Annotated in this window: 11 protein-coding genes; 5 read left to right on the top strand and 6 right to left on the bottom strand. The window is 41.1% G+C overall.

Annotated features, from left to right (window positions below):
• Positions 1-311: 311 nt before the first annotated feature.
• The 3 genes from DB520_RS15625 to DB520_RS15635 all read left to right on the top strand — a co-directional run bounded on the left by DB520_RS15625 (position 312) and on the right by DB520_RS15635 (position 3,501).
• Positions 312-1,361 (top strand): hypothetical protein, encoded by a 1,050-nt coding sequence (locus DB520_RS15625; RefSeq protein ID WP_114750670.1) that lies wholly within the window; start codon positions 312-314, stop codon positions 1,359-1,361.
• Positions 1,362-1,471: 110 nt separating this feature from the next.
• Positions 1,472-2,551, top strand: a complete 1,080-nt coding sequence (locus tag DB520_RS15630) for a metallophosphoesterase (RefSeq protein WP_114750671.1) — start codon at positions 1,472-1,474, stop codon at positions 2,549-2,551.
• A gap of 11 nt (positions 2,552-2,562) precedes the next feature.
• Positions 2,563-3,501: a DUF6807 family protein gene (locus DB520_RS15635; RefSeq protein ID WP_114750672.1), complete on the top strand. Its 939-nt coding sequence runs from the start codon at positions 2,563-2,565 to the stop codon at positions 3,499-3,501.
• Here the strand turns inward: DB520_RS15635 and DB520_RS15640 are convergent.
• Together DB520_RS15640 and DB520_RS15650 are read right to left on the bottom strand one after the other, a co-directional pair.
• Positions 3,495-4,757, bottom strand: coding sequence for an NRAMP family divalent metal transporter (locus tag DB520_RS15640; protein ID WP_114750673.1), 1,263 nt, complete (start codon positions 4,755-4,757; stop codon positions 3,495-3,497). The two genes, DB520_RS15635 and DB520_RS15640, sit on opposite strands and share 7 nt — an antisense overlap.
• Before the next feature lie 359 nt (positions 4,758-5,116).
• Positions 5,117-5,341, bottom strand: a complete 225-nt coding sequence (locus DB520_RS15650) for a hypothetical protein (RefSeq protein WP_198675360.1) — start codon at positions 5,339-5,341, stop codon at positions 5,117-5,119.
• Positions 5,342-6,128: 787 nt separating this feature from the next.
• Between DB520_RS15650 and DB520_RS15655 the strand changes: the two genes are divergently transcribed.
• On the top strand, positions 6,129-6,716 hold the full coding sequence (locus DB520_RS15655; protein ID WP_114750676.1) for a helix-turn-helix domain-containing protein: 588 nt from the start codon (positions 6,129-6,131) through the stop codon (positions 6,714-6,716).
• Between the two features lie 157 nt (positions 6,717-6,873).
• Entirely contained in the window at positions 6,874-7,935 is a 1,062-nt protein-coding gene (locus DB520_RS15660; protein ID WP_114750677.1) for a cyclic nucleotide-binding domain-containing protein, read from the top strand.
• A 485-nt stretch (positions 7,936-8,420) separates the two neighbouring features.
• On the opposite strand, the gene DB520_RS15665 is transcribed toward DB520_RS15660, so the two are convergent.
• The 4 genes from DB520_RS15665 to DB520_RS15680 all read right to left on the bottom strand — a co-directional run bounded on the left by DB520_RS15665 (position 8,421) and on the right by DB520_RS15680 (position 15,080).
• Positions 8,421-10,625 carry a DUF4954 family protein gene (locus DB520_RS15665; RefSeq protein ID WP_114750678.1) on the bottom strand — a complete coding sequence of 735 codons (2,205 nt, stop codon included), beginning with the start codon at positions 10,623-10,625 and terminating at the stop codon, positions 8,421-8,423.
• Positions 10,626-10,640: 15 nt separating this feature from the next.
• A complete protein-coding gene (glmS, locus tag DB520_RS15670; protein ID WP_114750679.1) occupies positions 10,641-12,476 on the bottom strand; it encodes a glutamine--fructose-6-phosphate transaminase (isomerizing) in 1,836 nt (611 codons plus the stop codon).
• Positions 12,477-12,757: 281 nt separating this feature from the next.
• Entirely contained in the window at positions 12,758-14,164 is a 1,407-nt protein-coding gene (locus tag DB520_RS15675; RefSeq protein ID WP_114750680.1) for a sulfatase-like hydrolase/transferase, read from the bottom strand.
• 355 nt (positions 14,165-14,519) lie between these two features.
• A complete protein-coding gene (locus tag DB520_RS15680) occupies positions 14,520-15,080 on the bottom strand; it encodes a DUF4136 domain-containing protein (protein ID WP_114750681.1) in 561 nt (186 codons plus the stop codon).
• Positions 15,081-15,086: the final 6 nt, after the last annotated feature.

Here is a 15,086-nt window from a genome sequence, read left to right on the forward strand (position 1 = left end):
AACCCGTTTGATTCGCAGAATTTTGGAACAGAAATTTTTGTTGTAGTATATTTTTTTATTTTTCCTCTTCCCAATGTTTTGTGGTGTTGTCTTTTAAATCTCTAACAAATTTCGCTGCTAAAAAATGCATGGAAAGGAGTGATTTGGGATATATTTTAAGATTATGTACAAAACAAGCCCATTCCTAGGCAATGAATTTGCATACCTTAGCAGAAGCCTCTAATTTTAACATTGGGTTTCCATTTAAGTAGCCAAACCCAGAAGAGGACCTGAAGAAAAACCTGCCAAGTTTTCACTGCATATTAAAAACCATGGAAGAAGAAAAGACTAAGGAGCAAATTGAAGTAAAAACAACCGGGCTTCTTTATTTGCCGGACAATTCAAAAAACCAAAAGCTTGAAAATTCTCTTTCGGATATTGAGAGGGAAGTAATTTATTATGATAGAGAACGCATAGATGACGAAAACTTAAATTTTAAATTTTTGCTTCCTGCTTTTGAAAAGGCAAAGGAGATCAATGCTGACTTCGTAGTGGGCTTTGACAAGTCCCTGGAAAGAATAATCATAGGTTATCCTAATCCAGACGAAAGGTACTTGGTGCTTAATGCCCACCAGCAAGCCGCATTTTTGGCTGCTAATATAATGAAGGGAACCTATGGTTCGGATAAGGCAAGTCCTATGATTGTGAAGGGGATTGTGTTAAGCCAACAAATTGACAAAATTGTCACCAAGAATGAAGGAGTGTATAAGGATTCTCATGCAGGGTATGCGAACCTAAGGGAAATACTTATAAAAGAGCAACAAGAAGACCAGGAGGGGATGGCCTTTGATGAAAGGAACCATGTTCTGTTGCATCCAGACCCCAGAGAGAATGCCAAGTTACTGGTGGAAATGGTCAAAAACATGGTCAAGGAATTAAAAGCCAAGGAAAAATCCATCTTCTTGGAACATGTAGACCTTCAAATCAAGTATAAACTTTATGGGGAGAAAAGCTTTAATATTTCCACCCCTGGAAAAAACAAGAAAATTTTTGACAGGTTCCGTACCAAGCCTCCTTCGGATGCCATAAATGAAGAATTGGTGACCATTACGGATTTCAAAAAAGAGGTTTTCCATAATAAACTAACAGGTAGAAAGGGAAGCACAGACCTTGGCCAATTGGATTTGGTACAATTGGAATATACCAGTGGTCTAAAAATCACCGTAGAAATGATGGAAGAGGGTCAAAAACTGTTTTTGCACCTTAGTGATTTCATTGATTGCTACAACAGGTCTTCCTTTGCCGAGGCGCGAAAAAATATTCACGACAGGCTTCTCAAAGTGGTTGTTTCATTAGGTAAAGTGGTGATCAACCTTCCATAAAGCTGTTGTATTGGAAATATAAAAGTTGTGGAGCCTGGGTAGCTGGAATACCGCCACTTTTAACGAACGATAGCCTTTCTCCTACGATTGAAATAAAAACAGATATACCCATGAGATCAAGCTTGCGATATATAGCCCTTGCAGCATTTCTAGTTTTAGTACCCCTTTTTTTAGTCGCTCAGGATCATGATACCTACAAGCCCCCAGCATTGGCGCATAAGGATGCATGGACATTGGTGTTGTTGCCGGATACCCAGACTTATGTGAAATTTAAGAGAAACCAACCCATATTGGATCTCATGGCCAACTGGGTGCTGGAAAATAAAGAGGAACTGAATATTCCCTTAGTACTTCATGTGGGTGATCTGGTCGAACACAATGCCTGGGCCAACCCTGATGGTTTAGCAGCCAACCAACCTGGAAAAGCTCAATGGGAGTCCGTGTCTACTTCCATGGGGGCTTTTGATGGGAAAATACCCTTTATAGCTACTACGGGTAATCACGATTTCGGTATTAAAAATGCCGAAAATAGAAATACCTCCTACGAAGAATATTTTCCCCTGGATAAAAACCACCTTACCCAAGTCCTGCTAAGGGATGTTTCCACGGGGGAAGACGGTATGCCCCTGCTCACCAATGCTACCTACGAGTTTGTTGCACCGGATAAAAGGGAATTCCTAATACTTGTTTTGGAATTCGCACCTCGAGATACTCATTTGGATTGGGCCATTGATAGGGTAAGTGATCCCAAATACGAGAACCATATAGTCATATTGCTTACCCATACCTATCTTAACCGGGACAGTGAGCATATCGAATCAGAAAACTATCCTTTGGAGGACCGAAATTACGGAAAAGCCGTTTTTGAAAAACTGGTGAAGCCATCCAAGAACATTCGGATGGTATTTTCTGGACACATAGGTGCTCCAGATGACCCTTCAGCCCATGTGGGGTTCAGGTCGGATATTAATGCTGCGGGAAAGACTGTTCAGCAAATGACATTTAATGCCCAGGCAATTGGCGGAGGGTGGCAAGGAAACGGCGGAGACGGTTGGCTTCGCCTTCTGGAGTTTCATGGCAACCAGGTGAGGGTAAAAACTTTCTCACCCTTGTTTGCAATTTCCCCCAGTACCCAGCATCTGGCCTGGGGTACGGATGTCTTCGCTCCTTTTTCATTTACGTTGGATTAACCCGAATGTAGATGATTACAAACAAGTTGTCTTTTTTTTGGCGTTTTTTTGGCAAGTCCATTTTGGTCATGATTTTGGTGTATGCCTTGGCCTTTCCGGCTTGCCACCAACGTGAATCGACAGAGGATGAGATTTTACATATAGCAAAAGAAACCGAAAAAGAAATTGCGGTTTATAAGGCAGGAGATGGGTCCCCAATATTGGTTCAAAACCTACTTCCCAATAAAAGGCCCTACCTACATCCCATCCAAGCCCCCGACGGCAAAGGGCTTCTCACTGAATTCCAACCCAGTCACCATTTGCACCAGACGGGACTTTACTGGGGACTAAAGGAGGTTAATGGAAGGGATTTTTTTATGAATTGGGAAGAGGACCATTGGCGCAAAGTAGCAGCCAAAATACTTCAACCTAAAGGAGAGACGGTGTCTTGGGAATCCACTTATGAAATGTTGGATGAGGACCAGGAAGTGATGATGGTAGAATCCCAGGTATGGGAAATAGTCGCTCAGGATCACATTCTCATTATGGATTTGTTATGGACGGGAGAGGCGGTAAAGGACCTTAAGATGGGTCAATTTTACGTTGGTGGATTGTTTTTACGTATGCCATGGACCCCTGAGGTTGAAGGTAGGGTGGTGAATGCCTCGAGGCAGGAAAACCAAGAAGCGGAGCAACAAAGAGCCATTTGGCTGGATATTGGGCTTAAAGTACAAGGTAGGGATGACTTGGCACATGTTGCCATTTTCGACCATCCCGAAAACCCCGGTTTTCCTGTTTCATGGAGAGTGGATGGGGAATTGGGAGTAGGGCCATCCAGACAAATTCTAGGAGAATGGAGACTTAATAAGGGGGAAAAGGAAAAATTCAGGTATAGATTGTTTTGCTATACAGGCCCTTTTGACCATGATAAGGTCATGCAGGCATGGAAAGACTTTGTAGTGGACTACTGAAATACTTGGAGTAGGATAATTCCCAAAGAAAAAAAGCTTAAAAAAACTATGCCTGCCAAAGCAAGGAGCTTCATTCCTTTTCCGGGTTTTTGGGAGGGAAGGAGGTGTGTGCCAAATACCATTTTGTAATTCAAAATTGCAATGATTGGTGCCAGAAGGAAGGAAATGGTGGTCGCTATACCTATCAGAAGGTTGAATTGGTTTAGGAAAAAGGCGATTACTGCAAAGCCACCTAGGGCAGTCACGGTAAGCCAAACCAAATAACTCCTCGAGGAAGCCGATGTATTTCTGATTACTGCTATCACCTCCGCAGTGGAGCGTGCGTAACCATCCATAACCCCTATACAAGTCCCCAGCATAATGGTAAACCCAGCCGCGGCAATAATGTAAAATGTCCATTGCCCCAGATTAGCGGTATAAAGCTGTACAATACCGGTGGCAAAACCCACATTGTTGTCTGGTAATACCTTACCAGTGTCAAACAACAGGAAAGCCCCCATCACCATAAAACAAATAGATAATAGGGCAGAGACCCAAAACCCGATGTTGAATTCCAATACTGTTTCCTTGATGCTGGGAGTATATTTGCTTTGACGGATTCTGGCAATGGTCCATAGGCTGTTCCATGTGGAGGAGTCTATGGCAGATGGCATCCAACCCATGAGGGCAATGATAAATGGCAAGGATTCCATGGACGGTAAAGGAGGAATTGTTCTCAGGATGTTAGGGCTTTCCGGACCTTTCCATACGGCTATGGCAAAGGCCAATAAGGTGCTGATTAGCATAAAAGAACCGATTACCTTGATTCCCTTATCCAACAAGGAGTACCTTCCCAAGGATAAAAACAAGTAGCTGAAAAGAAAAAGAAGTAAACTTGGTAAAAAGAAGTTTTTTTCGTCCAATGGGATTTCAAAGAGGTTTTGTAAGAACCCAGCTGTCACCATAGTTACCGCAGCGTTCACAAAAAACATGGATAGGAGATTTATACCAAGGTACAGGTAAGAGAACCAATGATTGGCTTTGTGATATCCTGCAATCAGAGATCTTCCCGTTGCAGTGGCATATCGGGAACCGAACTCAAAAAATGGCCATTTAAATATGTTGGCAAACAAGATAAAAAAAACCAAACCAAATCCATATTCTGCTCCCGCTCGGCTGCTTTGAACCAAATGAGAAACCCCTATGGCTGTGCTGGCAAACAATATTCCCGGCCCCAGCGTTTTCAGGAAGTTTTTAAAACCCCAATTTTGTCCCATTATTATCTTCTGGTACTTATTGTAAGCCTATCATGGGAAATCTCACTAGTCTCTACAGCTACTTTATTGGCGTCTGGTTGCATGTGTTTATAATTGATTTTTATTTGCCACATGCCTGCCCCGACCTTGTTTCGGGGAACTTGCTTCGGGGGAATCTCGCAAATGTTAATCCTCCCAGTGTGTGTCGTGCTCGTCATGGTCGATTTCATATCCGTAGAAATGAATAAGGTCGGCCAAACATTATTCAGTATCCGTGACATTGGTTGGGTTGCCCCCTTCATCACAAGGTTTGATGAACACGTTTTGGCGCTCCAATGGTATTCATTTTAAACTTGTTTTACCACTCCCGGAATTTATTGTCATTTGGATAAACCCGTTTGTAAATTCACCGTATAGTTTATGCCCTTGCCGGGAATATTGATTGCAGGAAAAACAGGCCTATTGCCAAATCTAAATTCTATAAGATGCTTTATCCTATCTAAACTGTTTAGCTCTTGAAGCAGAACATCCCAGGCTCCTCCCAAATTAACTTTGAAGTTAAACATTGGAAGTGGCCAATTGCAGTCTTGTTTATTTTTTGCCATTTAATATAACTTATATTCCTGTCATCCGAAACTATTTCCGCTGAATTTCCTTGATTTTGAAAAAATACCAAAACGGGTTGAAATTTCCCACTAGAAATTATGAGGTTTAAAGTGACCAAACCCCAAAATAGCATTGCCTAAAATACAAATCTTGTCGGGTAACCGGTAATTTGCCAGTTACTTTCTTTTTTTCCCGGTGAAATTATTGAAAGTAGGGTGGGTTAGCTCGGACGTGCCCGCTTCTACCAGACCATATAAGGAGGCGGAAATATTTTCGACCTTCGTGACTCTTGCCGCTGTAAATATGGGGTCCTATCTTTTTTAAACAAAATAGTGAAGTCGGGAAGCCTTAGTCCCAAAGAGCGAAACTTTGAAATAGTTCTATAGAAATGGTACAAAACCAGATGAGTGGTCTTCCTCAAAAATTGGAAAAATCCCCCAGTTTTCTTTAAAACAGGTATAATTCTCTAATTTAAGCAGTGTCGGATGACAGTAATAGGAATTCATTCCAGACTATGATCACTTATCGGCCAAACTCCCCTTAGTGGTGATAATTATCACTCCTTTTCAATGATGATAATCATCCTATAGCCCTTTGCTTTTACGTACCTTTAGGAATATACGGATTTTATTTTGAGAGATACCTTCAATATTTAGTTTGTATTTAGAATATTACCTTACCAACTTTCACTCAATTTGATAACTAGCCAAATTGAAACCAACCATCCTTATCAAAAATTCAAAAGCCTAGCCATTAAGAAAACAATGTTTAAAACCAATTTCAATTATGATTATCAATATCAAAAACATGGTCAGCCTTCGATGTATTTTAAAAGTGAAGGAAGAATTGTACAAACTCGATATTAATTTCCATCAAGTGAGGTTGGGTGAAGTAATAACTGTATTCCAAGTTGACAAAGCGAGAATTAACCTTCTGAAAGAAACTCTTTTGAATTCGGGTCTTGAAATTGTTGAGGATAAAAAACCAATTTTGGTGGAAAAAGTTAAAGCCTGCGTAGTGGAATATTTTGATTTTAGCAAGGAAGTTCCTTTGGCTAAATTTTCGGATTATTTGCGGGAAGAGTTAAAACTAAATTATAACTACATAGCGAATGTTTTTTCTGAAATGACAGGTTTAACCATAGGGAAGTATTTACTTCTTTATAAAATTGAAAAAGCTAAAGAAATGATTAGTTATGGAGAAATGAATTTCACTGAAATTGCCTATAAACTTAACTTCAGTAGTATAGCCCATTTTTCAAATTCTTTTAAGAGTATTTATGGAAACACCCCATCAGAGTATAAGTGTGGGGAAAAAATGAGAATTAAAGTAGAAAACCTGGTGCAATTTGCAAATAAGCAGGAAATTGATTAGTTTAATCAGACTTAAGGGGTTGAGATTTGACCTAGGATTGACCATTAATGTTAGATTCAACCAATCAGTGCTTGGTATAATACGGGAATAACCTGACCTGTTACACCGTATCATAGATAGGGTATCTTTGATATACAAGCATCTTTCCAATTTGTAGATGAAGTCCACCATATTGATCTTTGAAGACAATAGAGATAGATTAAAGCATTTGACGGATGTTTTAAAGTTAGATGGTTATGATGTAATTCCCGTAGGAAATTGGTCTGAGTGGATTAGCCTAAACAGCAAAATCAGACCGGACTTAATCATCTGCAACCTTTTTATCCCAGATATGGATGGGTTTGGCATATTCCACTTGCTTTCCAGAAACTCTTCCACTGCTGATATCCCTTTTATTTTTCTCTCCGAAGAATTTGACATTGCCACTTTCAGAAAAGTAATGGGGATTGGAGCAGACGATTTTTTCTCCATTCCATTTGAAGATTTAGAATTGCTGCAAGCAGTAGAGGTAAGGTTGAAGAAAAACAAAAAAATAAAATCGCAGTTCGGCGAATTCCAAACTGGGGAAAAAGATTTTTTTGACAAGGGAAGTTTGCTCAATGCATTTCAAAAATATTCCGATTCACACTCCCGAAAGTATTTAAAGAAAAAAGAGTTGCTATTCATGGAAGGTTCCCATCCATTTGAACTCTATTATATTATCAAGGGAGGATTAAAGACTTATAGGTTAACCCAAGATGGTAAACAACTGATCACCGGCCTTCATTACTCCAGACAATTTGTAGGCTACCAGCCAATATTGAACAGGACTCCTTATCAAGAAAGCGCACAGGCAATGAGCAGTACAGAGGTTTATGTCATCCCAAAGGAGGATTTTGAGCATATGGTGTTCAATAACCGGCAGGTTTCTTCCCACTTTATAAAATTAATTTCCAGTGATTTATTCGATACCGAAAAGCGGTTGATTGAGTTGGCGTATTTGTCTATTCGGCAAAGGCTGGCCATTACATTGGTCCATCTCTATAACCAGCAGAAGGTAGGGGAGAAACCTGTGCCTGCCATCCTTATCAGTAGAAAGGACTTATCCAATATTCTAGGCACTGCACATGAATCACTGAACAGGATAATAGCAGATTTCAAAAATGAGGGCCTTATAGAGATCATCGATGGGGGGTTTAGGATAGAAAAATTGGACAAACTTCAGGAATTGCATCATTAACTGGGGGGAACCTGTTTGGTTGGTACTGCTTTATTAAAATACGGGGTCCTTTTTATCTACTCCTTAATCCAAAAATAGGCCAAAGGACTTCGGGGCCCTAAAAGATCTGCGGCAGAATATATTTCCAGCAAGGATTTGGTCAAAGATTAAAGCAGTTTCATTAAATATTTTCAATAAAAACAATATTTTAAATTAACCAATGTGTTTTAAATGTAAATTTATATGTTTTTTTTAAAATAGAAGGTAATGTAATTTTTCCAGCTTTGTAAAGGCCAAGGCGTCACTAATTTGAATCCACTTTTCCTAAACTGAAAAACTAAAACCACAATTTGAATTATTCTTATCTGAAAAAAAAAAGAGGTTGCTTATGGCTGAGGAAAATAAATCTTAAAAAAAATATTTTGGTTGATAGGTAAGGTAATTTTTTCAGAAGTATTTTTTCACACCATTTTCAAGGGAGATTCCTTAGAAATTGGTGTTTTTTTTTAATGGGTTTTCCATTTTTGAATTTTGGCCAAAAAGGCATCAGTATCCGCTTTATCCTGTTTGATAAAACTGTTGTCCTCAAATGCCCCTACTATAAGATCTCTTTCCTCCAGGGAGTCGTATACCAGGTTTCTAAACGGGTTATCATAATCTTTTTTTCGGGAAAGGTAGACCTGTTCGCTTAGATAAGACCGTGTATTTGCAGCCTGATTCAACACCTCTAGCCAGTCATTTTTCGAAAAACTGCCTTTGGATTTTCCCAATGAGAGCAAGAGTACATCAAAAGCATGACGAGCCTTCCAAAAAGGATATTTTTCCTGCTGGTCGGAATAAAACTGGTGTACCTGATCCCAGCCTTTTATTCCTCCTTCCTTGATTGCAATTACTAACTTTTCTTGAACTCTGCCTGGCAACAGTTGTCCTCCCACATTTTGCCAATCCCATTGTATATGCTCTTCGGGTATTAGTTGACCTATTTCTTCAAATTCAGGAAAAGGGGCATTGTCAAAGAAATTCATGGTTGTTTCAACAGCGTATAAGGCCAATAAATCACGATAAATTCCCCAAGCTTGGGGGACTTTTATAAGTTGTACTTGCCTTTTACTATTCTCCCATCCTTCTACAAAATAATCCATATTTATCAAAATGGGGTCTTTTCGTATTAGCAAGTAGGCTCCTTTTTCCCTGCATTCCTCGGAACTGAAATCCCCATTGGGGTGATTTAGGCTTAAAAATGCATTTCCGGTAGCTTCTTCAAGGATTTCCAGTCCATCAAAAACCTCTTGTATGGAGTCGGGAGCCAAATAAGCATATTCTAGGTGTTGGGTCTTTTCACTTCTTCTGTCTCTATCTTCGTATTTCCAGGAATTTCTGGCTAGGGCATACATGTTGTACATCATCCAATACGCCGGCATTACAATCAATCTATTGGTATGCAACTGGTTACTTACCAAGCTAAAAGGAAGTTTGATGTTTAGTTCCGCTGGGTATTCTCCTTTTGCTACTATGTTGAAGGATGCAAACTTTGAATTGTGCTTGAGGCTTACGCATAGTCCAGGCCAAAAGCCCCTTCCAGCAATGATTTCGCCATCTGCACCCCTGGAATTGTGATTGGATCCTACAGTGGCACCGGCAGCCATGTTGCTTTGACCTAGTACAAGAGCGGCACAGAGAAAGGAATTATTATGGTGCTGTTCGTGAGCCGGAAATATTAAGGAGTTCAACACTTCACAGCAGGAGATGGTTGAATTGTTGCCCAAATAGGAATTGATAAGTCTGGCTCCATATTTTAGCTGGGAGTGTGAGGCCATAACAAACCTCACCGCCTTTACACCATAAAATATTCTACAACCCTCACTTATTATGCCATTGACCAATTCACACCCTTCACCTACTTGAGAGGTAGCAGTCTCGGAAGAGTGTATGGTCAGGTTCTTCAATTTGTTTGCCCCTTTAATATAAGCATCTGACCCAACCCAAACATCCTTTATGATTAAGCAGTTTTTTATGATGGATCTATCCCCCACCTTCCCGTAATAGCCCCTTTTGCTGTCAAATCCATTTTGGGTGAATTCAATCAACCTTTCCTGAAACTCCCGGTCGGTTCGAAACCGGCTCCAAATCCATGCATCTCCTGGTAGCATGCCACTAAAAGGCACAATTTTCCTTCCACCATTTTCATTACATACTTCCAGCCAAATCCTTACGGAGGAATCTTCTCCTTCTTTTAGAATACCATTCCCAAACTTTGCATAGTTGGTAGTTGACATTTCGTTTACGTTTACCAATACCACCTCATTTCCCAGTATGTAATGGGAGAGGTAATTGACGTTATCCACTACCACATTGTCACCTAAGTCGCAACTGATGATGGTACTGTTGTAAAGCCCTACTGCCATTCTCAGGTTATGGTACTCTAAAAAACAAGCTTCCAATTTACCAATTCGGACTAAACCAAAAAACTTACAGTTCTTTACCAGTTCGGGATCAAATAAATCCGCTACCAAAATTTTGTTCCAATCGTCCGATTGGTTTCGGTTTCGGACCAGTATCTCAATTTCCCGGGCACTCAATTTCCGGTAATTTGTGCCGCTTCTATTTTGTTTGTTTCTCAGGTAGTACTCGTCTTCCCCTTCAGGAAGATAGGGGTTGGGGATAAAGTTATATCCTAATGTTGATAATGGATGTTTCCTGATCTGGTTCATGTATTGGGTGATTATTTATTCCACAGTTACAGATTTGGCCAGGTTACGTGGTTTGTCCACATCAAGCCCCTTGGCTACACCGATATAATAGGCCAATAATTGCAAGGGAATTACGCTGAGAAGCGGGGCTACTAGCTCATCTGCCTGAGGCACCACCATTACATCGTCAGCCACTTCCTTAAACAGGGTATCTCCCTCTGTTATCACTGCGATGACCTTCCCTTTTCTCGCCTTTATTTCTTGAGCATTACTAAGGATTTTCTCATGATATGCATCCTTGGTAGCCACAAAAACTACCGGTAGGGATTCTTCTACCAAGGCAATGGGCCCATGTTTCATCTCAGCCGCAGGATATCCTTCAGCGTGAATATAAGAAATCTCTTTAAGTTTCAATGCACCTTCAAGCGCAATAGGGAAATTATACCCCCTTCCCAAATAAAGAAAATCCCTGGCATCTTGGTATTTTTCCGCTAGGCGTCTTATTGATTCTGTTTCTTGGAGGATCAGGGAAACCTTGTCAGGGATTTCATGGAGCTCATTGATCAAATGTAGGTACCGGGTTTGGTCTATGGTCTTTTTGGTATATGCAATCCTGAGCGCGATCATAGTAAGAATCACTAGCTGTGCCGTGAAGGCCTTCGTGGAAGCCACTCCAATTTCAGGCCCGGCATGGGTGTAGGCACCAGCATGCGACTGTCTGGAAATGCTGGAGCCAACTACATTGACCACACCGAAAATAAAGGCCTTGTTTTCCTTGGCCTTTTCTATGGCTACCAGGGTGTCTGCCGTTTCTCCACTTTGGGAGATTGCAATAATTACATCGCCTTCGTTTACCACTGGGTTTCTGTACCTGAATTCAGAGGCGTATTCTACCTCTACAGGTATTCTACAAAGTTCCTCTATTACATACTCGGCTATCAACCCGGCATGCCAGGAGGTGCCGCAGGCAATTATCAAAATCCTGTTGGCATTTACCAACTGATCCAAATGTTTGTCTACCCCCTCCATTCGGATACTGCCAATTTTGGCATCAAGCCTTCCTCGTAGGCAGTCATAAATACTTACAGGCTGATCAAAAATCTCCTTTAGCATGAAATGTTCAAACCCTTCCTTCTCTATCGCCGCAAGCTCCATGTCTAATTGGGTGATTTCCGGTGTAACCCTTTCATTTCCCAGGTTTTTAAGAATGAGTTCATCCGGTCTTACGATGGCTAACTCATAGTCATTGATATAAACCACCTCCTTGGTGTACTCCACAATTGGGGTGGCGTCTGAAGCCAGAAAATGTTCCCCCTTTCCTATACCAATTACCAGTGGACTGCCTTTTCGGGCTGCAATAAGCGTTTGCGGATCATCCTCATTGAGTAGTATGATTACATATGCTCCGACTACCCTTTTCAGGGCTATCCTGACCGCCTCTTCTAATGAAACACCATGATTGAGGTATATATCCTCGATGAATTTCAATAGCACCTCCGTATCGGTGTCACTTTCAAACTTGTAACCTTTTTTCAGTAAGTCCTGCTTTAGCAGAGAATAGTTTTCTATGATACCATTGTGTACCATGGTTAATTTTCCATTGGTGGATTTGTGGGGGTGGGCGTTTCTGTCAGAGGGTTCCCCATGAGTAGCCCAACGAGTATGACCTATTCCTGCTTTTGCCTTCAGTTCTATTCCAATGAGTGACTCCTCCAATGCCGCAACCTTTCCCATTTTCTTGAATATTTTCATGCCGTGGTTTACCAAGGCAATCCCTGCACTATCATACCCTCTATATTCCAATCTTTTTAGGCCTTTCAAAATTACAGGATAAGCATCTCTGTCTCCTGTGTAAGCAACAATTCCGCACATGATTTTCCCGGTTAAAACGTAAAGTAAAAGTAAGGATCGCTAAAGAATGCCGAAAGTAAACGCAAAAAGGTGGAATTAACAAAATCATGTTTTTGCAAAATTTCCTTTCAAAAATTTAACCAAAAAGAAATAAATAAAAAAAAGTACTAAGTGGTAACAGGTTGATAAAAAATCAAAAAAGCCATAGCCTATAATTAGAAAATTATTATAGGGAGGCTTGGTAGTTTTGGTAAGTTTAATGTAAAATATGGATTAGAATAGGATAAAATTGGAAATCACGGTTAGTTAGAATCTTTGCGATTTTCCACTATTTTTTTTATCCAGTCCGCCTGCAAGCTGCTCAACTCCCGTACTATTTCGGGATGCTGATTTGCCATATTGCTGGATTCTGTCGAATCCTGAGACAGATTAACCAGGTAAAGGTTGTCATTTTCCCCGAATTCCAAATTCCCAGTTGGGTCTCTGGGGTTTCCCAGCAATTTCCAATCGCCCTTTCTCACTGCCCAAGGGTATTTTTCAGTTTCTGGGTCTCCCGTACCCCAATGCATGATTTCATGAGAGGAGGGGTTTTTGGGCTCCCTCAAAAATGGCAGCATACTTTTGCCATCAATGGCATGGTTTACTTTCACTCCCGCCAACTCGGCAAGGGTGGGTAGCCAGTCCACACTATTTGACCACTGATGGCGAACCTCCCCGGTAGCCAGCTTTTTCGGATAGGATATAATAGCAGGAATGCGCAGTCCCCCTTCCAACATGCTGAATTTTGCACCATTGAATGGGCCATTATCTCCTCCTCCAAAATAAGCCCTCTCTTCAGTGCTATGGCCGTGGTCGGTTTGAAAGGCGATGATAGTATTTTCTAGTTTGCCGGATTCTTCCAAGTAGGCATAAACTTCCCCAATGAGCTCATCAAATGTGGAAATAAACGAGGCATACTCCTTTCTGGGCGTGTCCATGTCCTTATAGTAAGAAAGCCATTTTTCTTTTCCCTGATAGGGATAGTGAGGCATGTTTATCGCCCAATACACGAAAAAAGGATCCGAATTGGGTGTGCCTACGAAGTCTATGAGCTCCTCTTTCATCAGGTCTCCAAAAAACTGTCCGTGACGGTAAATTTCCTCCTCATTTTGATAAAGGTCATGGGTGTTAGGGCCACTCCAATAGAAGAAGTGGGAATAGTTGTCAATACATCCTCTTTGATGGCCAAAAAAGTAATCAAAGCCCTGCCCATTTGGGAGCTTCTCCGGAGTATGTCCCAGATGCCATTTTCCGATCAAGGCGGTTCGGTAACCTGCCTCCTTGAATACCTCTGCCATGGTTATTTCCTCACTAGGTAGTCCTGATTTTCCCTCAGGGTCAATATGGGGAGGTGCAACATTCCCAAAAAGGCCGGCATTGAAGTTGTATTTCCCGGTAAGTAGAGCAGCCCTTGAAGGGGAACATACCGGGGCACCCGCATAGAATTGGGTGAGACGAATGCCATTTTCCGCTAATCGATCTATGTTTGGAGTGTGTAGGTCAGGAGAACCAAAGCAGCCCAAGTCCATAAAGCTTTGGTCATCGGTAAGGATGAGCAGTACGTTGGGATGTGCTGGGTCTTCCGTATTTTCGGAATCAGAGCCGCAAGAGGACAATATGGAATTTAGCAGCAGCAAGTTCGAGAAAAAAGTAAGTAAAGAATGGTTCATTGGGTTTTTTTAAGGTTTTTGGTTTTCTAAAATAAAGAAAAATTGCATGTTATCAAATCTACCGCCTGCCATGGATCGAACAGGATGAAAACGTCACAAGGAGTATTAACAATTGGCATTTACAGAAAAGGAATGACATTTGGTTTCTCGCAGCCCTGCCATGGGTTTTTTCTGGGGGCCGCAAGGAAATCGCAACGCTCGCTGGGTGAATTAAAGAATGGTCAATGGTGGCTATCCCGACTTACAGTGCGGTATTTGTAGTGTCCATATATAAACAACAATAAAAAAATGAAAAATCCCTTTTGTGCACACAAAAGGGATGGGTTTAATTAAATTTTCAATGTTTTACTTTTCCCTAGGTGGGGATATTTTTCGAAAACTCGGATAAGATTTTATTCACCGATGCCTTAAGGTTTTTGCTTTTTTGTTCTGGTTTGTTTATCTCCCCCACGGCACTGATTCTCATCACAACCTTGTCATTTCTGGTGTCAATGAAATCCACCACTAACTCCCCAAGGTCATATTTCTCCACTCTGTATCCGCCCCTTCCTCCTGGCATTCCCCAGGGACCCCACATCCATGGGTTCATTCCCCAGCCCCAAGGACTCATAGGCATGGTGTTGACCTCCTTCTTTTTATCAGTCAATATGGTATTATACCTCAAGATAAGGTCTGGCTGCTTTTCGTCCAGCTCAAGCCCGAACCTTTTCATTCCTTCTGTGAGGCTGTGGTTAAGGTTTTCCTCCAATACCGGGGAATTGAAGGCATATTTGTCATAAAATTCATTGATCACATAGAAGGTCTTATAAGAGTCTATGCTGGCAACTTCATTTTTCTCCAAATACACCTTTACCGGGTTACAGGCACCTATTACCACTATTACCATGGCAATACCTAATTTCACTAAATTTTTCATGATAAA

The organism is Pleomorphovibrio marinus (assembly GCF_003347495.1).
Taxonomy (GTDB): domain Bacteria; phylum Bacteroidota; class Bacteroidia; order Cytophagales; family Cyclobacteriaceae; genus Pleomorphovibrio; species Pleomorphovibrio marinus.